The following is a 21,336-nucleotide window of genomic DNA, read 5'->3' on the forward strand; positions in this document are numbered from 1 at the left end:
TGGGACCTCGGCGGACGCCCTTAGGAGAAGAGGTGGTCCACGACGCGGACCGTCGCCTTGCCGTCGTCCCGGGGGGCGAAGGTGGCGCGGAAGGCGTCGTAGCGGTCGGCGTGTGCGGCCGCGACCTCGTCGATCGAGCGCAGCGCCTCGACGACCTGCGCCGAGGTGGACAGCACCGGGCCGGGGGCCTGCTCGGCGAGGTCGAGGTAGAGGCCGCGCTTGTTGGCGTATTTGACCTGGTCGTAGGCGTAGAGGACGATCGGGCGGCCGGTGGCGGCGAAGTCGAACATCACCGAGGAGTAGTCGGTGACCAGGACGTCCGCGATCAGCAGCAGCTCGGCGATGTCCGGATATGTGGTGACGTCACGCGCGATCTCGGGGACCGCGGGGACGGCCTGCATCGGGTGCGCCCGGACCAGGATCTCGTGGTCGGCGCCCAGCGCCTCGCGCGCCTTGGCGAGGTCGAGCTTGACCATCGCGTTCTTGCGGTCGTAGTCGCGGTAGGTCGGCGCGTACAGGACGACCCGCTTGCCCTCCGCCAGGCCCAGCCGCTCGCGCACGGCCGCGGCGAGCTCCTCGCGGTCGGGCGAGTTGAGCACGTCGTTGCGCGGCAGCCCGCTCTCCAGCACCTCGCCCTTGTAGCCGAACGCCTTGCGCAGCACCGGCGTGGCCCACGGCGACTGCGACAGCAGCAGGTCCCAGCCGCGCACCTCGGCGGCCTGGCGGTGCCAGATCGGCGGCCTCGGGTCGCGCTGCATGTGCGGCAGGTCGTTGCCGACGTGCTTGGCCGGGGTGCCGTTCCAGGTCTGCACCACCACCTGGTCCTCGCGGGCGCGGAACCAGGTGGGCAGGAACGCGTTGGTGATGATGTGCCGGGAGCGCGCCAGTGCGGCGTGGTGCTCGCGGCTGCCCGCGCGCACGACCGTGGCCGGGCCGGGCGGCACGAAGGCGCCGTCCTTGACGATCCAGATGTGCTCGCGGTCGTCGCCGCGCCGCAGCCGCTCCTCGTAGATGGCGCGGACGCTGTCGGCGTAGAGGCGGCCGTCGTTGACGACGTAGACGGTGGCGTCGTTGAGCGGCTCGGTGCGCTGCGCCGGGTAGAAGACGCGGCGCAGCACGTGGGTGCCCGCCACGCCGCGCTCGTCGGCGGGCCGGGCCTCCTCGACCGTGACGACCGGCACGTCGAAACGGGTGGAGAGCATGCGGTAGACGCGGCCGTCGACCGTGCGCGGCTCCTCGTCCAGGCCCGCCAGCGCGGCGTGGTCCATGCGCAGCGGCACGATCTCGCCCGACGGGTGGCGCAGCGACAGGTTCCAGGTGCCGGCGGCCAGTGGCACGGGCTCGCCGAAGCGGTCCATCGCCGAGGGCGCGACCCGGACGGAGAAGCCCTCGCCGGACCGCTCCATCGGCAGCTGGTAGGACAACCCCGACCGGTGCCGCAGCGTGAGCGTGCGCGGGCCGGGCGCGTCGGGGTAGCGGCCGCTCAGCACCAGCGCCGAGCCCTCCCACACGGCCGAGGTGATGACCGGCCTGATGCGGTGGGCGGAGACCACGACGCGGTCGCGCCGGTCGCCGAGCACGGTGATCTCGCGGTCGCCCACGACCTCGCGGGCCTCGGGCAGGTCGGCCAGCATGACGGAGGCCGCCGGGTCGCCCTTGGGCTCGACCCAGAGCCGCCGCCCGTCCTTCTCCTGGAGCAGGGCGGGCACGGCCAGCCCGACGACGACCTCGGTGCCGCCGGTGACCGGCGTGAACTCGGCCGCGATGCGGTGGCCGCCCAGCCGGGCGTGGCCCTTGGTGACGGTGCGGCCGGGCAGGGAGATCCTGAGCTCCAGGCGCTCGCCGTCGAGGGTGACGCCGGTCAGCTCGGCCCGGTTGGGCTGGAGCACGACCTGGAGCGCGCGGTCGGAGGTCCAGACTGGGCGCACCCACCAGCCGGGCTTGAGCTTGAGCCCCGCCGGCCGCTCGGGGCGGCCCAGCGAGGAGCCGCGCAGCAGGCCGGTGGCGCGGGCGCCGCGGCTCCAGAACACGATCTCGGCCCGCCACGTCGTGGTGTCGGGGACCGACGGGCGGTGCCGCATGCGGCGGCGCACCGCCGACACGACGTTGCGCACCGCGCCGCGCCAGCGCAGCGGCCACGGGCTCAGCTCGGCGGAGAAACCGGACCAGTCGTAGTTGCAGCCGGGCTCGCGCGCCCCGTGGGTGGCCTCCGGCTCGTACGTCCGCCGCGTCCGCATCCGGATCGGCGGCAGCCAGCGCGGCCCGCGCAGCACCACGGTCGCCCAGTTGGCGCGCCTGCTGCGCACCGACAGGCCCGCCAGGTAGGCGAAGCCGGTGACGCGCAGCTTGCCGTCGACCCAGGCGATGTCGTCGATGTGCGTGACGGGCACCATGTCGGCGCGGCGCAGCCGGTAGAGGTCGGGCGCCAGCTCGTCCTGCAGCGGCAGGTCGGCGTACCAGCGCAGGCCCTTGCGGATGCGCCTGGACGGCTCGGCCGCGGCCTCGACGACCTTGACCAGCGTCTCGCCGTCGATCAGCTCGTCGTCGGGACGGGTCTCGATCAGGTGGACGATCACCCGCCGGGCGACCGGCAGGTCGCGTTTGACGCCCGCGTCCACGGCCGCGAGGTAGGGGCGCACGAGCGCCAGCATCTCGCGCCGCCGCGCGGGACCGCGTTTGACCGCGAGCTCGATCCGGCCCCCGAGGGGACCGCTGAGCACCTCGGTGTCGAACGCCGCGTCGCGTCCGCCGGGGCCGACCGCTCGCATGACCGCTTCGAGAGGCTCGCCACGATCGCAGAGATCCTGGACAGCCTTGAGGCGGTCGGCGAGGGGTTCGCCGCCCTGGCTCTGGGCTGTGACGCCGGTGGCCATAGGGGAGGCACCGCCTTTCGGGCCGCCATCAGTGTTCTGCCCATGGTAATGGGCGTCACATGTCACGAAATCGCCCGATCAAGGAATCCGCTGGTCAGGACCCTTACTGAAAATCCGCTGAAGGGTCGGCCGGGTGGCCGTCCCAGCGGGCGCGGCGCATGTCGACCCGCTCCCCGCGCAGCGGGGTGCCCTCCTCGCGCCAGTGGGCCAGGCATTCGCGCAGGTGGTCGGGTGCGGCGCCGCTGCCGTCCGCGTGCACGACGCGCCACCAGGGCACGCCGCCTCCCCAGGTGGACATCACCTTGCCGACCTGGCGGGGGCCGCCCTCGCCGAGATATTCGGCGATGTCGCCGTAGGCCATCACCTTGCCGGGAGGGATGCGCTCGACCAGATCGAGCACCCGCTCGGCGAAGGGGTTCAGGGGGTCCACGCCGCCGGTCCGGCGTCGACGATCTCCTCGAACTTGCCGAGCTCGGCCACGCTGCCGCCGCTCTCGACCTCCATGACGCCGTCGCGCAGCCGGTAGACCTCGCCGTCCTCGCCCACGAGCCGGGCGCCGAGCGCGGCCGACAACCTCAGGAGCTGGGCCACCTGCCAGTCGGAGCCGGGCTCGCCCACCACCAGGCCGGTCCAGCGGGCGACCTGGTGCGTACGCCCGTCGTGACCGATGACGATCTCGTCAGATCCGCGCAGCTCGAATCCGGCCGGCGCGATGGCCTTCGCCAAGTCCGCGAAGGCGAGTGGCGACTCGCGTACCACTCGCAGCTCGTATCCCATGACGGGGGACCATAGCGGATCTTTCATGACTCTCTACGCTGATTCAGGACGACGATCGCACCACAGAACGTGATGAGCGCCACAAGCGTGCCCCCTCCGTACAACCAGAGCCGCAGCGGGTCGGGCCCCGGCCTCTGGGGCACCGGCGCCTCGCCGCTGCCGAAGTGCTCCTTGCCGCTCGGGTCGACGACGCCGCTCGGCCGGCCGGCCAGCGCGTCGGCGGCGTTGAGCGCGGCGGCGGCGTCGACCACGCCGAAGCCGATCTGGTCGTCGTAGCCGGCGGCGGGCCGGCCGCGGGCGCCGGTCGCGAGGGCCTGCGCCACCTGCTCGGGCCGCAGGCCGGGATGCCGGGACTTGATCAGCGCGGCCACGCCGGAGATCAGCGCGGCGGCCGAGCTGGTGCCCTCCGACAGGTCGTAGCCGCTCCCGCGCCTGACCACCGGCACGCCGACGCCCGGCGCGGACACCAGCACCGACAGGTTGTCGCTGCTGAACGAGGCCCGCCTGCCCTGCTTGTCGGTGGCGGCCACGCCGATCACGCCCGGATAGCCCGCGGGGAAGCTCCAGTAGGAGGTGCCCTTGTCCTGGGCGTACTGGGTCAGGCCGTCGTTGCCCACGGCGGCGACCAGCACGACGCCCTTGTCCAGCGCGTACGACACCGCCTCCCGCTCGGACCTGACCGGCCCGTACGAGCCGATCGACATGCTGACGACCTGCGCCCCGTGGTTGGCCGCGTACCGCAGGGCGCGCGCGAGCGGGCTCTCCGCGGCGGTCTCGGCGTCGGGCGCGGGCGGGATGCCGATCACCGGCTCGTCGTCGGTCGCCATCGGCAGCGACAGGATGCGCGACTCGGGCGCGATGCCGATGAGCCCGCCGCCGGTCCCGGAGCCGGCGATCAGGGCCGCCATGGCGGTGCCGTGCCGGCCGGGCGGCACGTCGTGCACGGCGGTGCCCGAGGTCATGTCGGGGCCCTTGGTGACGCGGCCCTTCAGCTCCTTGACGGTGTCGTCCACGCCGCTGTCCACGACGGCGACGGTGACCCCGGCGCCCTTGGTGACGCTCCACGCCTGCTCGACGTTGAGCGCGTCCAGCACCCACTGCTGCTGGTCCCTGACGGGGGTGGCGGCGGTCTGGCCGGTGAGGGCGAGCAGCACCGCGGCGACGGCGCGCGCGGCGGTCAGCACACGTTCCCCTGCGTGCAGGGCGGGACCTTGGGCGGGTCCGCGAGGAAGTAGGCGATCTGGTTGCCGATGGACTTGCCCGCCGGCCACAGCTCCGGGTGCAGGATCTCCTCGGGCGGGATCGCGGCCCTGGTGCGCCCGTCGGCGTAGCCGCCGGTGGAGAAGACGAGGTAGGGGCCCGCGCCGACCCAGCTCGTACGCTGCCGCTGCTCCGGCCCGAAGCGCTCGCTCACCGTGCCGGGGAAGGCCACGGGCAGCACGCCCACGCGGTCGTCCTGGGTGAGCTCCTCGCCGGCCGACATCCTGGACTCCTCGTCCTTGAGCACGGCCACGCCGACGGTGAAGACGAACGACGCCGTCTGGTCCATGTACGTGGCCCGCAGCATCGTGACGCAGCCGTGGCTGCGCAGCACGTCGGCCACGGGGGCGTCGACGCCCTTGGCGCACTCGGTCTCGGGGGCGATGCCGACCCGGCGGGCGTACTGCTGGGCCCGGTCCAGCCCGAGGTACTTGACCTCGTCGGGGAAGACGCCGGTCGTCGGCCACGCCTGCCAGCGCCGGGCGATCTCCTCCTGCTTGTACTGGTTCTGCTCGGCGGGGGTGAGCGGCCGCGAACGGGTCTCGCTGAGCAGCCCGATCGTGCCGAGCAGCACCACGGCCGCGGACACGGCGACGATGACGCCGAGCAGCGTCACGAAGATGCGCCGGTACTGGATGCCCTGCTGGAGCTCCAGCAGCTCCGCGCGCTGCCGCGCGGCGCTCGCCCGCCTGCGGCCGTCGCCGGCCGGCCAGGCGCGCACCCGAGACCCGCGGCCGGTGGCGGCGCCGAGCGGATTCCTCCGACCCGGCGTGGCTTCCTCTCCGGCGCGCGGCAACCCTGACGTCGTCCTACGTGCCTTCACCACCGCCTCGTTCCCGGTTCGGTCTTGTGTCTAGTTCGTCCCCCTACGGGGACAGATCATGCGTCATGGGGGCTGTGCGCCCGGCGTACCCGTCTGACCAGGGTGAATATGACCCCCAGCGAGGCGAGCGCGCCCGCGCCCGCCGCCGTGGCGATGGCCGCGGAGACGGCCACCCGCCGGTCGTCCCGTACGACGACCTTGACCGGGCCCGTCCGGCCCCCGGCGAGGGGGCGGCCGGGGTCCTGGACCGCGGCGCCGGTGGCGACCGCCGTGTGGCCGGCCAGGCGGTCGGCCGCCGAGAGTGCTCTGGCGGCGCTCACGACGCCGAAGCCCGTGGAGGTGTCGTAGCCGCCCGGAGGCCGGTCGAGCGCGCCGGCGGTGAGCGCCTGCGCGACGAGCGGCGGCGACATCCGCGGGTGCCGCGCCTTGATGAGGGCGACGACGCCGGACACCAGCGCGGTCGCCTGCGAGGTGCCCCGCCCCACCCAGTACTCGTCGCCGGGGCCCGCGCCCATGATGTCCACGCCGGGCGCGGCCACCTGCACGGAGGGGTTCCAGTTCGAGAACGCGGCCCGGCGCAGCCGCCGGTCGGTCGCCCCCACCGCGACCACGCCGGGGAAGGCCGCCGGGTAGGAGTAGGGCGCGTAGTCGCGCATGAGCTTCCTGTCGCCCTCGTTGCCCGCGGCGGCCACCAGCACGACGCCCTTGGAGATCGCGTAGCGGACGGCGGCGCGCTCCTTCGCGGTGGCGAGCTCCTTGGAGATCGACAGGTTGATCACGTCCACCCCCTCGTCGACCGCGTACCTGATGCCGCGCGCCACGACGTCCTCGAAACGCTCGGCGGTGTTGAACTCCCGGAAACCGGGCTCCTCGTCCTCGAGGATGACCCTCACCGACAGTACGTCCGCTTCGGGCGCGACGCCGATGATCCCCCGTTTTCCAGCCGGCCCGTGCCCGTGGCCGGCGATCAGCGAGGCCATGTACGTGCCGTGCAGCCTGCGCGGCGGCACGCCCGGCGGGTTCGCGCCCGCCGTGAAGTCCTTGCCCGTGCGCACCGAGCCGGTCAGGTCGCGGTGCCCCGGGTCCACGCCGGAGTCGAGCACGGCCACGGTCGCGCCCGCGCCCTTGGTCACCTGCCACGCCTTCTGGAGCTCCAGCGTCTCGATGACCTGGCGCTGCCCGCTGCGTACGTCGTCGGGGTAGGCGGGCGGCGCGCCCAGCAGCAGCGCCCCCACCGCCGCCCCTGCGGCGAGCAACGGCCGCGGCACGCCTCTCAGCACGCCTCGGTGACTGCCCCGCCTCAGCACTGCCATTCCTCGCCGCCGCAGTCCGGCATGGCGGGGGTGCTGAGCGCGGCGAGGATCCGCTCGGAGATCTCGACGGCGAACGCGAACACCGCGGGCCGCGGCTCGCCGACGGCGCTCCCCGGCCGCCCGTCCACCTCGCCCGCCGTGGTGAGCACGAGGTACGGCCCCGCCTGCCCGACCGATCCGGCCTGACGGACGGCGGGCGTGAACCGCTCGGCGACCGTGCCGGGAAAGGCCAGCGGGAGCAGGCCGGGCACGGGCTCGCCGCCCTCGGGGAAGGCGGCACGCGCGCGGGCGGCGCGCCGCTCGTCCGGCAGGGCCGCCACGCCGACGGTGACGAGCACGCCCTGCAGAGCGTCGAGGTACGTGGCCCGCAACAGCCCCCGGCAGCCGGCCAGGCGCAGCCCCTCGGCCGCCTCGGGGTCGGCGTGCGCGCAGGAGGTGTCGGGCGAGATGCCGACGCGGCGGGCGTGCTCCTCGCCGCCCTGCTCGGCGGAGTAGGCCAGCGTCGCGGGGAACACCCGCCCGGCGGGCCAGGTGCGCCAGCGCTCGGCGACCTCCCGCGTGGCGGCGGCGCGCAGCTCGGCGGCCGTGGGACCGCGCGTGAGCTCGGTGCCCGCCGAACCGCCGGCGACCCCGGCGGCCACCGCGCAGACCAGGGTCAGCGCGGAGGCCGCCACCAGGGTCGGCCAGGGCCGGGACGTGTTCACGTCATCGACCTTAACCAGGGCGTCACCGGAACACCCCGCAAAAATGCCGCGATATGCCTAATAGCTGGGCAGGCTCGGGTCCACCGTCTTGACCCAGCTCAGCACGCCGCCGCCGACGTGCACGGCGTCGGAGAAACCGGCGTTCTTGACGACCGCCAGCGCCTCGGCCGAGCGCGCGCCCGACTTGCAGTGGAGCACGATGCGCTTGTCCTGCGGCAGCTTCTCCAGGGCCGAGCCGTTGAGGAACTCGCCCTTCGGGATCAGCGTGGCGCCGGGGATGGAGACGATCTCGTACTCGTTGGGCTCGCGGACGTCCACGAGGAAGATGTCCTCGCCGCGGTCCTGCATGCCCTTGAGCTCCAGTGCGGTGATGGTGGAGCCCGTCGCGGCCTCGGCGGCCTCGTCCGAGATCGCGCCGCAGAACGCCTCGTAGTCGTCGAGGAGCTGGGTGAGCGTCGGGTTCTTGCCGCACAGGACGCACTCGGGGTCCTTGCGGACCTTGACGTCGCGGTACTTCATCTCCAGGGCGTCGTAGATCATCAGTCGCCCGACCAGCGGCTCGCCGATGCCGGTCAGCAGCTTGATGGCCTCGTTGACCTGGATGGAGCCCACCGACGCGCACAGCACGCCGAGCACGCCGCCCTCGGCGCACGACGGCACCATGCCGGGAGGCGGGGGCTCGGGGTAGAGGCAGCGGTAGCACGGCCCGTGCTCGGCCCAGAAGACGCTCGCCTGGCCGTCGAAACGGTAGATGGAGCCCCAGACGTACGGCTTGCCGAGCAGCACCGCGGCGTCGTTCACCATGTAGCGCGTGGCGAAGTTGTCCGTGCCGTCGACGATGAGGTCGTAGCCGGAGAAGATCTCCATCACGTTCTCGGTGGTCAGCACCTCGTTGTGGACCACGACCTCGACGAGGGGGTTGATCTCGCGGATCGAGGCGGCGGCGCTCTCGGCCTTCGGCCGGCCCACGTCGGACTGGCCGTGGATGACCTGACGCTGCAGGTTGGACTCATCGACCACGTCGAAGTCGATGATGCCGAGGGTGCCGACACCCGCCGCCGCGAGATACAGCAGCGCGGGCGAGCCCAGGCCCCCGGCGCCGACGCACAGCACCTTGGCGTTCTTCAGCCGCTTCTGCCCGGCCATGCCCACATCGGGGATGATCAGGTGGCGCGAGTAGCGGCGCACTTCGTCGACGGTCAGCTCGTCTGCCGGCTCGACCAGCGGTGGCAACGACACTTCAATACGCTCCCGTTTTCGGGGTCTCATCTCACTGTGAAACCTAGCTGGGCAGTGGGGCATTCCCCAATCGAGTCTCACGGATCAGACGGCCTGCTTCGGCCGCCACGACCTGCGGCATCTCCATCATCGCGACGTGGCCGGCGGTCGGCAGCAGCACGATCCTGACGTCGCGGAAGGCCCGCCACGCCCTGCGCGCCATCGCGGGGCGGACCAGCCGGTCGTGCCGGCCGTGCAGGATCAGCGTGGGCGCCTCGACCTTGGCGGCCTGGCGCCAGAGGTTGTCCTCGCCCCGGCGGAAGTACTCGGCCACGATGCCGCGGGCCGAGGCGATCATGGCCTCGCCCGCGTACGGGAGGTCGTCGCGGCGGCGCAGCTCGTCGATGGCGTCGCGCAGCCGGACGGGGTGGACCGCGCCCATGTCGGCCCAGACCATCGCCATGGAGGCCGTGACGCGCTGCTCGGCGGGGATGAGCTGCAGCTTGCCCGCCACCCACTCCCCCAGCACGGGGATCGCGGCGGCGGCCACCCGGGCGGGCCCGTAGCGCGGGACCAGGTCGGGCAGCGCCGGGGAGACCAGCGTGAGCGAGCGGACCAGCTCGGGACGGCTCGCGGCGACCCGCACGGAGACCGCGCCGCCCAGCGAGTTGCCGAACAGGTGGGCCGGCCCCGTCTGCTCCAGCAGGGCGATCACGGCCCTGGCGTGCCCGGCCACCGTGTAGTCGCCGTCCGGCGGCGCCGGGGAGAAGCCCGCGCCCGGCAGGTCGAGTGCGTGGCCCCTGACGGTGTCCTTGAGCTCGTCCATGAGGTCGGTCCAGTTGGTGGCGGACCCGGCCAGGCCGTGGACGAAGACCGCCTGTTCTGACGGGCCCTCGGGGGTGGACCGGACGTGCAACGAGCCGATCGTGCGTCCCGGCCAGTGCGGGATCGGCTCCGCGACCATGCGTCCTCCTCGTCGTTCATGGAACGCGGGGGTGCGTTCCCCCAACGATAACCATCGAGTCCAGAAGCGGCCCAAAAAGGGTCAGAACGGTCTTTACCGGCACATCGTCCACCGGCCTCGGCAGGGGCGAGTCGTCCCGACATGTCCAAGAGACCGGTAAAAAGCCGACGGACGCCGTTTGTGAGGGTCGCCGGCGGAAACATGTCAGGCAGCGCCACGGACGGTGACTCGTCCGGCACTGACCGTATTCAGCGGGGACAGGCCGGCACGGAAGCATTGTCCGGGCGTACGTCTATTTCTTTGAGTGTGAAATGACGACCGCCGTCATTGTATGACCGCGAATGAGCTGCCCGTCGGCGGGTGCCCACGGGGGCCATTCCGGTCCGGCGGCCGGCCGGAGTGTTCGCGGCCATTCTCACCGCGCGAAGTCGCGCCGCTTTGTGCTGCCGCTTTTCACGACTCCGGCAAATCGGACATTTCATCTCATTTCATGGGATAGACATGTAAGGCAAGCAATAGGATTCTTAATACACAGCAAAATAGGGTGATCCCAGTTTGCCTGCCCGGCCCTGCGGAAATGACATGCAGCGGATGACTCTTAAGCAGCCGTCCAAGACCTTTTTCAGGTACCCGGAAACGTCTGAAACGGGGCACTCGATCCTTTAGGGGGAAAACGCAATGCCCAAGCTCAAGAGCCTTATCACCGGTCTCGCCTTCAGCACGGCGATGACCGGCGCCGCGGTCGCCATGGGGACCCCGGTCGCCAACGCCACCCCGGTCACCTCTCTCGTCTCCGTCACCACCGGCGACTGGGACGACGACGACACCCTGGGCGATGGCCTGGTCGACGGCCTGGGCACCAACCTGGGCAACAACTGGGGCGGCAACTGGAACAACTGGGGCGGCGGCTGGGGCCACCGCCGGGAGCGCTGCCACCGCCGGGGCGGGGGCGGCTGGGGCGGCTGGGGCCGTCGCGGCGGAGGCAGGATCTGCGTCGTGGTCCGCAACCACAACCGCAACATCAACGACCAGTTCGAGTTCGACCGCCGCCGCCGCCACAACCACAACTTCGACGACAACAACGTGTCGTAATGGCGCGTCCGTGAAGCAACGGCGCAAGGAGTAAGGGGCCGTTTCGCACGACCGCCGGAAATCCGTCCATGAAACGGATGACGGCGCCGTGATGAATGGCTTGTCTCAGGTCGGTCCGCACGAGCGCGTGCGGACCGGCCTGAGATCTCTTTTCTCCTCGCCTGCCACGGCACATTATCTTCGAGGGCCCCGCCGGCTGACAGCCGGCGGGGCTCTCGTCGTGCTTTTGCAGACTTTTCCCTATGTCACAAACCGGCAAAAGTGGACAATTCCGGTTTGTGTGGGTTGGTGGCCGGTTATATGAAGAGTGCGGATGAACGGACTCGTTCCGAACATCCCCCGCCCATACACAGGACGGCAGCAATCAGGCCGTTCAGGAAAGGGCGGTACGGGGCAATCGATCCTTTAGGGGGAAGACAAAATGCCCAAGCTCAAGAGTATTGTCGCGGGCCTCGCCCTCAGCACGGCGATGACCGGAGGCGCGGTCGCCGCGAGCGCGGCCACCTCTGCCGCCAGCGCCGCCACCCAGATCGGCACGCAGACCGGCATCCAGACCGGATGGGGCTGCGGTGCCCGCCGCCGCTGCGGTTGGGGCGGCTGGGGCTGGCGCCGGGCCGGCTGGGGCCACCGGGGCCACGGCCGCATCAGGGTCGTCGTCGTCAACAACAACACCAACGTCAACAGCAACCAGCACCGCCGCTTCCGCCACTTCAACGGCGACGGCGACTGGGATTAGCGGCCAGGCCGGAGCCTGAGGTCTCCTGGGGAGCCTTTCCAGGTGGTGAACCTCCGGCCGATGAAGCCGCGAGTGCCCGTGTTCACATGGTGAACACGGGCACTTCCTTATGCCGGGGTCGCCAAGGGAACACGCCGATCGAGACCCCGGCCGCGTCAAGGCCCCCTGGTGGCCGGACAGCCCTGAGCGGCGTCTCCGAGGCCGACCGATCCCCCCGATCCCCTGGCCTACCGGACGCCGGCGGCGCCCCCAGATTCGCGCACAGCCCCTCGCATCACCCGCCCGAGGAAACCTGACACGAGAAGGCCGTTCTTCCGGGAATGCAATGAGGGTCCCCCGGCGGATGCCGGGAGACCCTCAACAGGATCACCAGGGAGACGAGGAAAAGGAATTCGCCCTCAGCGGGCCTTTCCTTCTTCCACCGTCACGCGACTGGATCAGTCGGTGTCGGTGTCGGCGTCGCTGGTGGTGGCGAGCCCACCGGTCACGCCGTACTCCGAGTTGTACATCGGGTTGTGGTGGTGGTGGTGGAACCGGCGGTCGTGCTCCCGGCGGTTCGTGAAGGTGCGGTTGAAGTTGAAGTTGTTGTTGTGCACGTTCACATGCGTCCTCTGGTTGTGGTGGCGGCGCCCCCACCCGCCCCAGCCACCCCAGCCGCAGCGGCTCCGGTAGCCACAGCCCCATCCGGTCGTGACGGTGGTGCCCGTGCCGATCTGGGTGGCGGCGCTGGCGGCAGAGGTGGCGGCGCTCGCGGCGACCGCGCCACCGGTCATGGCCGTGCCGATGGCGAGGCCCGCGAGAACACTCCTGAGCTTGGGCATTGCGTTTTCCCCCTAAAGGATCGATTGCCCCGTACTCGATCTTTCCGGCATTGCCGGAAAAAACGTTGTGGATGACCGCCGTTGAGCCATCCGGTAAAAGTCATTTCCGACACCAGTGGCACACAAACAGAAATCGTCCCTTTTTGCCACACATTAGGAGGGGCATTGCTTGTATTACACGTTTATGCATTGATTCCACATAAATTATCCGAAATGTCCTATTTGGGCGGTCATTCCTCTCTCCCGGACGCCGCACCATAGATCCGCGGGCCCGCCCGCATCTAGGTGGGTGAGACCCGAGGAGAGCCCTTGCACCCCGACCAGCAGCGTGACTTCACCGAGTTCGTCATCAGCCGTTCCGACCGGTTGATCAGGCTCGCGTACCTCCTGACCGGCGATCAGCACGCCGCGGAAGACCTGCTCCAGACCGCGCTGGCCAAGACCGCCGGGCACTGGCGGCGGATCCGCGACAGTCCGGAGGCGTACGTGCGCCGGGTCATGTACCACGAACAGGCCGGCCGCTGGCGAAGCCCGCGCTGGGGACGCGAACGGCCGGTCACGTCACCACCCGACCGGGCCGCCGGCGACCGGACCGACGAGGTCGAGACCCGCGTCACCCTGGCCCGGGCGCTCCGGACCCTGCCGCCGCGCAAGAGAGCGGTCCTGGTGCTCCGTTACTACGAGGACCTCCCGGAGTCGGAGGTCGCCAGGATCATGGGCTGCTCGGTGGGGACCGTACGCAGCCAGACGCACCAAGCCGTCGCCCGGTTGCGCGAGCTGATCGGCGAGACCATCACCCTGGAGGCCTGAGATGACCCTCGACGAACAGCGGATCTCCGCCGAGCTGCGGCGGATGGCGGACGAGGCGAGGCCCGTCGACCCGCTCGCCTACGCGGCACGGGCGCGGGCCGGCTCCACGCGGCGCCGCCGCCTCTCCTGGTCGGTCGCCGGGCTCGCCGCGGCCGCGTCGGTCATCAGCGCGGTGACCGTCGTGACCGGCGGGGGCCCCGGCCAGATCACCGCGGCGGAGGTGGACCGCCTGCCGGACAACACCCCCGAGCAGGTACGGGCCGTACGCGCCTGCATGCCCCAGGGAGGCCCGGTGCACAACATGGACGGTCGCCGGCGCATCCCCGAGCACGGCTCGGCGGAGGACTTCCGGATGCTGGTGGAGTACCGGGACGAGGACGGATCGACCGCTCTGGTCGGCAGCCTGTCCGGCTTCGTCCTGTGCACCCCGAGCACGCCGAGGGATCTCTCGGAGCGCGCGGTCTTCACCTACTGGGGCTTCCAGGCTCCGGGGAACATGAGGGGCTTCCCCGGCGCGCTCCAGGTGGACGCCTACACCTCGCAATCGCGCTACGAGGAGGGGCGGGACAAGGAGACGAGAGACCAGACCTTCCGGGTCGTGGTCGGCCGCGTCACGGCGGACGTACGCCGGGTCGAGGTCGACTGGGCGGACGGGCGGCGTACCGACGCGCGCATCGCCGGCGGCTTCTTCATCGCCCGGGTGCTCGGAAAGTCGGTCCCCCACCCCGACGGCGAGAAGGACGCGGCCGGCGACCCCGTCACCGTCCTGGACTCCCCACCGGTGACGGTCACCGCCTACGGCCCGCGGAACCAGCTCCTGGAGCAGGTCACGGACGAGGCGTTCGGCCCGTTGGGCCGGGGGACGGGGTACTGACCGGGCCGGGAGGAGGAGGTCAGGCGGACTTGCGGGTCTTGCGCCTGGCGGAGGCCTTCTCCTCCTTGGCGGTCTCGGCCTTGGAGCCCGTCTTCGCGTCCTTCGCCTTCCCCGAGGCGGCCTTCCCGCGCTTGGCGGGGGCGCCCTCCCGCTCCCGTTTGGCCGCCTCGACGCTGGCCCGCAGCGCCGCCATCAGGTCCACGGCCGGCCCGGCCTCCTCCTCCTCGGCGGCCGGGACGACCTCCTTGCCCTCCACCTTGGCCTCGATGACGTGCTGGAGCGCCTCGCGGTAGGTGTCGTGGTACTCGCCCGGGTCGAAGTCGGACTCCATCGTGCTGATGAGCGACTCGGCCATCTTGAGCTCCTGGGCGCGTACCTCGATGTCCTCCTCCAGGAACTCGAAGTCGGGCGCGCGGATCTCGTCCGGCCAGAGCATGGTCTCCAGGACGAAGACGCCGTCGCGGACGCGCAGCGTGGCCAGCGACTCCCGCTGCCGCAGCGCCACCTTGACCACCGCGACCTGACCCGAGCTCTCCAGGGCGTCCCGCAGCAGCACGTACGGCTTGGCCCCCTGCGCGTCGGGCTCCAGATAGTACGACTTCGCGAAGTAGATGGGGTCGATCTGCTCGGCCGGGGTGAACTGCAGCACGTCGATCCTGCGTGACGTGGTCAGGGGCAGATCCTCGAAGTCCTCGTCGGTGAGCACGACCATCTCGCCCGTGGCCAGCTCGTAGCCCTTGGCGATGTCGGCGTAGGGGATCTCCTCGCCGTCGAGCTGGCACACGCGCTTGTAGCGGATGCGTCCGCCGTCCTCGCGGTGCACCTGATGGAACGACACGTCCTTCTGCTCGGTCGCGGAGTAGAGCTTGACGGGGATCGTGACCAACCCGAAGGAGATCGCACCCTTCCAGATGCTGCGCATGGCTCACTCCTCAGGCTCTCCGTCGTCGTCGGCAGAAGGCACATACCCGGCATGACACGACCAATGCTTGCCATACGTGGCCGTGGCGAAATCGGTGGGTTAGGCGCGATCCATCCGGGGAGGTGGCGTACACCATGCGGACGGAGGTGCCCCCGTGGCCAAGAAGGTCCCCGTCAAGGTGGACGGACGCGAGCTGACCCTCAGCAACCTGGACAAGGTGCTCTATCCGGACTGCGGCTTCACCAAGGCCGAGGTCATCGACTACTACAGCCGGATCGCCCCCGTCCTGCTGCCGCACCTCGCGGGCCGCCCGCTGACCGTCAAGCGCTACCCCGACGGCGTGACCGGCCAGTCCTTCTTCGAGAAGAACGCCCCCGACCACACCCCCGACTGGGTACGCCGGGTCAACCTGCCCGTCCCCGGCAGCACCAAGAACCGCGAGAGCATCGACTTCGCCGTGATCGAGGACCTGCCGACGATCGTCTACTACGCCAACCTCGCCGCGCTGGAGCTGCACGTGCCGCAGTGGCGCGTGGACGACGACGGTAACGCGCTGCCCCCCGACATGATCGTCTTCGACCTCGACCCCGGGGCGCCGGCGACGATCGTCCAGTGCGCCGAGGTCGCGCTGATGCTGCGCGAGGTGCTGAAGGCCGAGGGGCTGACCGCCCGGCCGAAGACGAGCGGCAGCAAGGGCATGCAGCTCTACGCGGACTGGGACTGCAGGGAGGAGCCCTCCGCGTACGCCAAGAGGCTGGCCCAGCTCCTGGAGAAGGAGCACCCGAAGCAGGTCGTGAGCGTCATGGCCAAGGCCGCGCGGCCCGGCAAGGTCTTCATCGACTGGAGCCAGAACAACCCCGCGAAGACCACCGTCGCGCCCTACTCCCTGCGGGCCCGCGAACGGCCGACCGTGTCGACGCCTCTTACGTGGAAAGAGGTGGAAAGCTGTGAACGTCCGGAGGACCTGGTGTTCACCGCGCCGGACGTACTGGCGAGAGCGGAGAACCGCGGCGACCTTTTCGCGCGGGCGTAGTCTGGAGCCGTCCACACCTGGAGGGGGACCACGAGATGTCGGAGATGGACGTTCGCGGGGACGAGGGGCCCTACGACGAGGAGGTCGAGGAGTTGTCGATCGAGGCGCCCGAGGCCGACGTGGCCGAGCAGCAGCGCGAGGCGGATCGGGCGGCCGGCGGGCTGCGCCGCGAGCTGCCGCTGGACGTCAACCCCGCCGACGCGGCCGAGCAGGACCGCGAGGTCGAGCTCGACGACGACGAATACCGGTGACGACCGCCGCCGGGTGTGACGCCTGCCCGCGCGCGGGACGATCTTCTTCCTGCTCGCGCGCGGGGCGACCTGCCTACTCGTGCGTAGGACGACGTGACTACTCGCCCGTAGGATGTCCGCACGACCCGTTGAGAGCGCTGAGAGACCAATGGAGACCCGCGTGACCGCAACCCCGGACGCCAAGCCCCGGGGCACCCGGCTGCCCCGACTCGCCCGCCGCCGGCAGCTCCTGAGCGCGGCGCAGGAAGTGTTCGTCGAGAACGGCTACCACGCGGCCGCCATGGACGAGATCGCCGACCGGGCCGGGGTCAGCAAGCCCGTGCTCTACCAGCACTTCCCGGGCAAGCTGGAGCTCTACCTCGCGCTGCTCGACCTGCACGTCGACGACATGGTCAACCGCTGCAGGGAGGCCCTGGCCTCCACCAACGAGAACAAACTGCGCGTGCAGGCCACCTTCCAGGCGTTCTTCGACTTCGTCTCCACCCAGGGCGAGGCCTTCCGCCTCGTCTTCGAGTCCGACCTGCGCAACGTCGCCCCGGTGCGGCAGCGGGTGGAGCGGTCCCTGCGCGAGTGCGCGGAGATGGTCAGCGCGCTCATCCAGGAGGACACCGGCTGCACCAGCGACGAGGCCCATCTGCTGGGCGTCGGCCTGGTCGGCATGGCCGAGGTGAGCGCCCGCTACTGGGTGACGACGCACGGCTCCATCCCCAAGGACGCGGCCGAGCAGATGATGGCCCGCCTCGCCTGGCGCGGCATCAGCGGTTTTCCGCGTACGGCATAACCCGTTCGCTGGGCGCGATCATCCGCGTGTCCGTCGTGCGGCAGAGGCCACGATGGAGTAGAGCCAGCCCGTCCATGAGGGAGCCACGATGGAAGTCAAGATCGGCGTACGTTCCGTGCACCGCGAGCTCGTTGTCGAGACCGACCTGTCCGCCGAGCAGGTCGAGGAGGAGATCAGGAACGCGCTCTCCGTCGAGCGTGGCGTCTTCGCCATCACCGACGTCAAGGGACGGCGGGTGGTCGTGCCGGTGGCCGCGCTCGGGTTCATCGAGATCGGCGAGGACGAGGCCAGGCCGGTGGGCTTCGGCGGCACGCTGTAACTTCTGACGGCGCCCGGCGTCGGGGGACGGCTCACACCACCGCCGTGCCCCGGCGTCCTTCCGCGTCCGGCGCGGGAGGCGCGTCCGCACGGACGGCCTGCCCGCGTGGGAGGCGTTTCTTTCCGCGTGGTCAGCGTGGGAGGTGGCGGGCGGCGAGGCGGCAGCCCGGTGGCGGGCGGTGCGCCCTCGGGACGGGATGCCGGGGCTGGGCGATGGCCGGGCAGCGCGAGCTCTCCCGCCGCAGCACGGCCCGTGAGGTCCAGCGGTTAGGCCCGCATCTGGTCAAAGAACCGCCGTCGCGTCGCAAGGCCCTCATGCTCGAACGGTACCGCCGTTGCGCCGCTCCGCGCCGCCCATCCGGCCGACTTTCGGCTGCCCGGGCTTTCAGATGCCGAGGGCGGCCATGCGCTTGTTGTGCTCCTCGGTCAGCGTGGCGAAGAGCCGGGAGATGTCGGCCTGCCCGCCGCTCGCCTCCATCAGCGACAGCGCCAGCTCCGGCCGCGCCGCCGCCACCTGCTGTGCCTGGCTGAGCGCCTCGCCCACGAGCCGCCGCGCCCACAGCGCCAGGCGCGCCCCCGCCGTCGGGTCCGCCTCGATCCCGGCGCGCACCCGCTCCACCGCGAACTGCGAGCGCCCCTCGTCCACCAGCACCTCGTCCACCAGCTTGGCGACCGCCGGGTCGAGATGCCTGGCCACCTCCCGGTAGAAGTCGTTGGCGATGCCGTCCCCCACGTACGTCTTGACCAGCGCCTGCAGCCAGTCGGCCGGGCGGGTCTGGGCGTGCCAGGCGTCGAGTGCCCCGGCGAACGGCGCCATCGCCCCGTCAGGATCGGCGCCCAGCTCGGTGAGGCGGTCGCGCAGCAGACGGAAGTGGGCGTACTCGGCGACCGCCAGCTCACTCAGCGCCGCGCGGTCGGCCAGCGAGGGCGCCAGCGTGGCCGCGTCCTCGGTCATCCGGGCGTAGGCGCTGAGTTCCGCGTACGCCAGCACGCCGAGCAGGTCGACGACTCCTGGAGACTGCTTCATGGTGGCAGCGTACTTCGGGAAATCTTCGGGAACATACGTGAGCTCGGCCAGCGTTGTGCTATCGAGTACACTGCTCTGTGAAAGTGCGACCGCACTGTGTAAATTCGGGGGTTTCTCCCGGATACCTCCGCTCCCAGGAGGCCGCGGTCGCTGATGACGCGAGAGGGCTGGCTCTACCGCGAGGACCCAAGACACGGGGTGTCCATCCACCCGTCGGTCCCGGCAGGCCCGCCTTCATTTGAGACTGAGGCAGGCCACGCTGACGACTTTCCGAGACCTCGGAGTCACACCAGAAATCGCCGACGCCCTCGAGACCGAGGGCATCGTGTCGCCGTTCCCCATTCAGGAAATGGCGCTCCCGCTCGCGCTGAGCGGCCAGGACCTCATCGGTCAGGCACGCACCGGCACGGGCAAGACCTACGCGTTCGGCATCGCCATGCTGCAAGGCATCGGCAAGCCGCGCAAGAACCGCAAGAAGCCCCGCGGGCTGGTCGTCGTACCGACCCGAGAGCTGGCCACCCAGGTCAGCGAGGACCTCGTGACCGCCGCGGGCAAGCTCGGCTCCCGGGTGCTGACCGTCTACGGCGGTCGGGCGTACGAGCCCCAGGTCGAAGCGCTCAAGGCGGGGGTCGACGTCGTCGTCGGCACCCCCGGCCGGCTGCTCGACCTGGTCAAGCAGAAGCACCTCGACCTGAGCCAGGTCACCTCCCTCGTCCTCGACGAGGCCGACCGCATGCTCGACCTGGGCTTCCTGCCCGACGTCGAGCGCATCTTCAAGCTGGTCCCGGCGGAGCGGCAGACGATGCTGTTCTCCGCGACGATGCCGGGCGAGGTCGTCGCGCTGTCGCGCAAATACCTCAACCGCCCGACGCACATCCGCGCCGAGCACGAGAGCGGCGAGGGCGAGGCGACGCCGCAGGTGCGCCAGCTCGTGTGGCGCACCCACCGCATGGACAAGATCGAGATCCTGTCGCGGCTGCTCCAGGCCGAGGGCCGAGGGCTCACCATGGTCTTCTGCGAGACCAAGCGGGCCTGCGACATGGTCGCCGAGCAGCTCGACACGCGCGGCTTCGCCGTCGCGGCCGTGCACGGCGACCTCGGTCAGGGCCAGCGCGAGCAGGCGCTGCGGGCGTTCCGCAACGGCAAGATCGACGTGCTCGTGGCCACCGACGTGGCCGCGCGCGGCATCGACATCGACGACGTCACGCACGTGGTCAACTACGACTGCCCCACCGAGGACAAGACGTACGTGCACCGCATCGGCCGCACCGGCCGGGCCGGGCGCACGGGCATCGCGGTCACCTTCGTGGAGTGGGAGGAGCTGACCCGGTGGAAGATGATCAACAACATGCTCGGGCTGGCCTTCGCCGAGCCTGAGGAGACCTACTCCACCTCGCCGCACGTCTACGCCGAGCTCAACATCCCCAAGGGCACCAAGGGCGTCCTGCCGCACGCGAACCGCTCGCGCGCCGGGCTCTCCGCGGAGCATCTCGAGGACCTCGGCGAGACCGGCAGGGCACGCGGGCGTGGCGGTCGCCGCCGCGACGAGCGTGAGCGCGACCGTGACCGTGAGCGTCCTGCTGCCCGTACGCAGCGCCAGCGCCGCCGCACCCGTGGCGGCAAGGAGCTGGCGGAGACCGCACCCGTCGAGACCTCGGAGGTCGAGCTCGTGGATGCCAAGGCGGAGGAGACTCCCGCGATCCTCACCCCCGACGAGGTCGGCGCCGCCAACGCGCAGCCGAAGCGGGCCCGTACGCGGAGGGGGGCGGCCTCGACGGCGATCGAGCAGGCGCTCGCCGTCGCGCCCGAGTCCGCGCTCGCCTCTTCCGGCGCCCCTTCCGGGGCTCCGGCGGACGGTACGGTCGCGGAGGCGCCGGCGCGGAGCACGCGGAGCGCCCGCTCCCGCCGGGTCGTCGCCGACGCCCCTGCCGCCACGGCGCCGTTGTCGGACACGCTGCCGGAGTCGTCCCCGGTGGAGACGCCGGTGGAGACGCCGGTGGAGGCACCGGTGGAGGCACCGGCGCGGACCACCCGGTCCCGCCGCACCGCCGCCGCCAAGACGACCGAACCGGCCGCCGCGGGCATCGAGCCGGCCCCGCCGATCGCCGACCAGGCCCCGACCGCCAAGCGGCCGTCGGTCGCCGAGCAGGCCCCGGTTGCCAAGCAGGCCCCCGCCGCCAAGCAGGCGCCGGTCGCCGAGCAGGCGCCCGTCGCCAAGCGGGCGTCGGTGGCCGAGCAGGCGCCCGTCGCCAAGCGGGCGTCGGTGGCCGAGCAGGCGCCGGTCGTCGCGGAGCGTCGGGAGGCGCGGGTTCAGGCGGAGCCGGAGCCGAGCTTCCTCGCCCCGCCGCCCCCCGCCCCCGTTCGCCAGCCGGAGCGGATCATCCCGCCGAGCCCGTTCGCGGTGATCTTCCAATCACCCGACCTGGCCACGGACGACGATGACATCGCGCCGTCCGCCGCCAGCGAGCGCAAGCAGCAGCGACGCCAGTCCCGAGGCGGCGGCGGCAACCGCCGCCGCGCCGGCTGACGTCCCGGCACCACCGCGAAAGGCGCGCATCCCGCACTACGGGGTGCGCGCCTTTCGGCATGTGCGGCAGGATCGCTGTACGGCCCCACGGCGCGTCACCCGGCCGCGACGCCTCCACGTGGGCCCGACCCGCTCCAACACCCGCCCACGTGCCTCTGAAGCCGCGTACGCCGGGCGTACGGCGTCGCGTCCCGCCGGCCGCACGGCGAGAT

At 71.3% G+C, this 21,336-nt stretch carries 21 protein-coding genes; 9 read left to right on the top strand and 12 right to left on the bottom strand.

What is annotated here, in order from left to right; translation table 11 throughout:
* Positions 1–20 precede the first annotated feature (20 nt).
* The 9 genes from ABD292_RS23155 to ABD292_RS23195 all read right to left on the bottom strand — a co-directional run bounded on the left by ABD292_RS23155 (position 21) and on the right by ABD292_RS23195 (position 9,932).
* Positions 21–2,768, bottom strand: coding sequence for a CDP-glycerol glycerophosphotransferase family protein (locus ABD292_RS23155; RefSeq protein ID WP_344210549.1), 2,748 nt, complete (start codon positions 2,766–2,768; stop codon positions 21–23).
* A gap of 208 nt (positions 2,769–2,976) precedes the next feature.
* Entirely contained in the window at positions 2,977–3,303 is a 327-nt protein-coding gene (locus tag ABD292_RS23160) for an MGMT family protein (protein WP_344210550.1), read from the bottom strand.
* On the bottom strand, positions 3,291–3,650 hold the full coding sequence (locus ABD292_RS23165) for a Maf family protein (RefSeq protein WP_344210551.1): 360 nt from the start codon (positions 3,648–3,650) through the stop codon (positions 3,291–3,293). The genes ABD292_RS23160 and ABD292_RS23165 overlap by 13 nt, the downstream gene beginning before the upstream one ends.
* A gap of 23 nt (positions 3,651–3,673) precedes the next feature.
* Complete coding sequence (locus ABD292_RS23170; RefSeq protein WP_344210553.1) at positions 3,674–4,834, bottom strand: S8 family peptidase; 1,161 nt, start codon at positions 4,832–4,834, stop codon at positions 3,674–3,676.
* Positions 4,828–5,631 (bottom strand): hypothetical protein, encoded by an 804-nt coding sequence (locus tag ABD292_RS23175; protein WP_344210555.1) that lies wholly within the window; start codon positions 5,629–5,631, stop codon positions 4,828–4,830. The genes ABD292_RS23170 and ABD292_RS23175 overlap by 7 nt, the downstream gene beginning before the upstream one ends.
* A gap of 158 nt (positions 5,632–5,789) precedes the next feature.
* Positions 5,790–7,001, bottom strand: a complete 1,212-nt coding sequence (locus ABD292_RS23180; RefSeq protein ID WP_344210557.1) for a S8 family serine peptidase — start codon at positions 6,999–7,001, stop codon at positions 5,790–5,792.
* 32 nt (positions 7,002–7,033) lie between these two features.
* On the bottom strand, positions 7,034–7,750 hold the full coding sequence (locus ABD292_RS23185; protein ID WP_344210559.1) for a hypothetical protein: 717 nt from the start codon (positions 7,748–7,750) through the stop codon (positions 7,034–7,036).
* 57 nt (positions 7,751–7,807) lie between these two features.
* Positions 7,808–8,989 carry an adenylyltransferase/sulfurtransferase MoeZ gene (gene moeZ, locus ABD292_RS23190; RefSeq protein WP_344210561.1) on the bottom strand — a complete coding sequence of 394 codons (1,182 nt, stop codon included), beginning with the start codon at positions 8,987–8,989 and terminating at the stop codon, positions 7,808–7,810.
* 43 nt (positions 8,990–9,032) lie between these two features.
* Positions 9,033–9,932, bottom strand: a complete 900-nt coding sequence (locus ABD292_RS23195; protein WP_344210563.1) for an alpha/beta fold hydrolase — start codon at positions 9,930–9,932, stop codon at positions 9,033–9,035.
* A 678-nt stretch (positions 9,933–10,610) separates the two neighbouring features.
* Here ABD292_RS23195 and ABD292_RS23200 point away from each other — a divergent pair.
* On the top strand, positions 10,611–11,024 hold the full coding sequence (locus tag ABD292_RS23200) for a hypothetical protein (RefSeq protein WP_344210565.1): 414 nt from the start codon (positions 10,611–10,613) through the stop codon (positions 11,022–11,024).
* Positions 11,025–11,445: 421 nt separating this feature from the next.
* On the top strand, positions 11,446–11,760 hold the full coding sequence (locus ABD292_RS23205) for a hypothetical protein (RefSeq protein ID WP_344210567.1): 315 nt from the start codon (positions 11,446–11,448) through the stop codon (positions 11,758–11,760).
* A gap of 437 nt (positions 11,761–12,197) precedes the next feature.
* Here ABD292_RS23205 and ABD292_RS23210 read toward each other — a convergent pair whose 3' ends face one another.
* On the bottom strand, positions 12,198–12,581 hold the full coding sequence (locus ABD292_RS23210) for a hypothetical protein (protein ID WP_344210569.1): 384 nt from the start codon (positions 12,579–12,581) through the stop codon (positions 12,198–12,200).
* A gap of 309 nt (positions 12,582–12,890) precedes the next feature.
* Here ABD292_RS23210 and ABD292_RS23215 point away from each other — a divergent pair, with 309 nt between their 5' ends.
* Both ABD292_RS23215 and ABD292_RS23220 read left to right on the top strand, forming a co-directional pair.
* On the top strand, positions 12,891–13,391 hold the full coding sequence (locus ABD292_RS23215; protein WP_344210571.1) for a SigE family RNA polymerase sigma factor: 501 nt from the start codon (positions 12,891–12,893) through the stop codon (positions 13,389–13,391).
* A gap of 1 nt (position 13,392) precedes the next feature.
* Complete coding sequence (locus tag ABD292_RS23220) at positions 13,393–14,265, top strand: hypothetical protein (protein WP_344210573.1); 873 nt, start codon at positions 13,393–13,395, stop codon at positions 14,263–14,265.
* Positions 14,266–14,284: 19 nt separating this feature from the next.
* Here the strand turns inward: ABD292_RS23220 and ku are convergent, their stop codons facing one another.
* A complete protein-coding gene (gene ku, locus ABD292_RS23225; protein ID WP_344210575.1) occupies positions 14,285–15,187 on the bottom strand; it encodes a non-homologous end joining protein Ku in 903 nt (300 codons plus the stop codon).
* Between the two features lie 154 nt (positions 15,188–15,341).
* On the opposite strand from ku, the gene ligD reads away from it, so the two are divergent.
* The 4 genes from ligD to ABD292_RS23245 all read left to right on the top strand — a co-directional run bounded on the left by ligD (position 15,342) and on the right by ABD292_RS23245 (position 17,571).
* Positions 15,342–16,220 (top strand): non-homologous end-joining DNA ligase, encoded by an 879-nt coding sequence (gene ligD, locus ABD292_RS23230; protein ID WP_344210577.1) that lies wholly within the window; start codon positions 15,342–15,344, stop codon positions 16,218–16,220.
* A 44-nt stretch (positions 16,221–16,264) separates the two neighbouring features.
* The gene (locus ABD292_RS23235; RefSeq protein WP_344210579.1) at positions 16,265–16,471 is read left to right on the top strand and encodes a hypothetical protein; all 207 of its coding nucleotides are present in this window, start codon (positions 16,265–16,267) and stop codon (positions 16,469–16,471) included.
* A 160-nt stretch (positions 16,472–16,631) separates the two neighbouring features.
* Complete coding sequence (locus ABD292_RS23240; protein WP_218155950.1) at positions 16,632–17,252, top strand: TetR/AcrR family transcriptional regulator; 621 nt, start codon at positions 16,632–16,634, stop codon at positions 17,250–17,252.
* Positions 17,253–17,340: 88 nt separating this feature from the next.
* Complete coding sequence (locus tag ABD292_RS23245) at positions 17,341–17,571, top strand: DUF3107 domain-containing protein (protein WP_344210582.1); 231 nt, start codon at positions 17,341–17,343, stop codon at positions 17,569–17,571.
* Between the two features lie 384 nt (positions 17,572–17,955).
* On the opposite strand, the gene ABD292_RS23250 is transcribed toward ABD292_RS23245, so the two are convergent.
* The gene (locus ABD292_RS23250) at positions 17,956–18,597 is read right to left on the bottom strand and encodes a ferritin-like fold-containing protein (protein WP_371252171.1); all 642 of its coding nucleotides are present in this window, start codon (positions 18,595–18,597) and stop codon (positions 17,956–17,958) included.
* A gap of 349 nt (positions 18,598–18,946) precedes the next feature.
* Between ABD292_RS23250 and ABD292_RS23255 the strand changes: the two genes are divergently transcribed.
* Positions 18,947–21,124, top strand: a complete 2,178-nt coding sequence (locus ABD292_RS23255; protein WP_344210584.1) for a DEAD/DEAH box helicase — start codon at positions 18,947–18,949, stop codon at positions 21,122–21,124.
* Positions 21,125–21,336 lie beyond the last annotated feature (212 nt).

The sequence above is a fragment of the Nonomuraea bangladeshensis genome, from assembly GCF_039529455.1.
GTDB classification, from domain to species: Bacteria; Actinomycetota; Actinomycetes; order Streptosporangiales; family Streptosporangiaceae; genus Nonomuraea; species Nonomuraea bangladeshensis.

Bases quoted from the DNA above. Each gene is read 5' to 3' on its own strand.
- ABD292_RS23220 (WP_344210573.1), top strand. From the start codon at position 13,393: ATGACCCTCGACGAACAGCGGATCTCCGCCGAGCTGCGGCGGATGGCG.
- ABD292_RS23250 (WP_371252171.1), bottom strand. From the start codon at position 18,597: ATGAAGCAGTCTCCAGGAGTCGTCGACCTGCTCGGCGTGCTGGCGTAC.
- ABD292_RS23255 (WP_344210584.1), top strand. From the start codon at position 18,947: ATGGCGCTCCCGCTCGCGCTGAGCGGCCAGGACCTCATCGGTCAGGCA.
- ABD292_RS23165 (WP_344210551.1), bottom strand. From the start codon at position 3,650: ATGGGATACGAGCTGCGAGTGGTACGCGAGTCGCCACTCGCCTTCGCG.
- ABD292_RS23155 (WP_344210549.1), bottom strand. From the start codon at position 2,768: ATGCGAGCGGTCGGCCCCGGCGGACGCGACGCGGCGTTCGACACCGAG.
- ABD292_RS23200 (WP_344210565.1), top strand. From the start codon at position 10,611: ATGCCCAAGCTCAAGAGCCTTATCACCGGTCTCGCCTTCAGCACGGCG.
- ABD292_RS23245 (WP_344210582.1), top strand. From the start codon at position 17,341: ATGGAAGTCAAGATCGGCGTACGTTCCGTGCACCGCGAGCTCGTTGTC.
- ku (WP_344210575.1), bottom strand. From the start codon at position 15,187: ATGCGCAGCATCTGGAAGGGTGCGATCTCCTTCGGGTTGGTCACGATC.
- ABD292_RS23205 (WP_344210567.1), top strand. From the start codon at position 11,446: ATGCCCAAGCTCAAGAGTATTGTCGCGGGCCTCGCCCTCAGCACGGCG.
- ABD292_RS23195 (WP_344210563.1), bottom strand. From the start codon at position 9,932: ATGGTCGCGGAGCCGATCCCGCACTGGCCGGGACGCACGATCGGCTCG.
- ABD292_RS23210 (WP_344210569.1), bottom strand. From the start codon at position 12,581: ATGCCCAAGCTCAGGAGTGTTCTCGCGGGCCTCGCCATCGGCACGGCC.
- ABD292_RS23235 (WP_344210579.1), top strand. From the start codon at position 16,265: ATGGACGTTCGCGGGGACGAGGGGCCCTACGACGAGGAGGTCGAGGAG.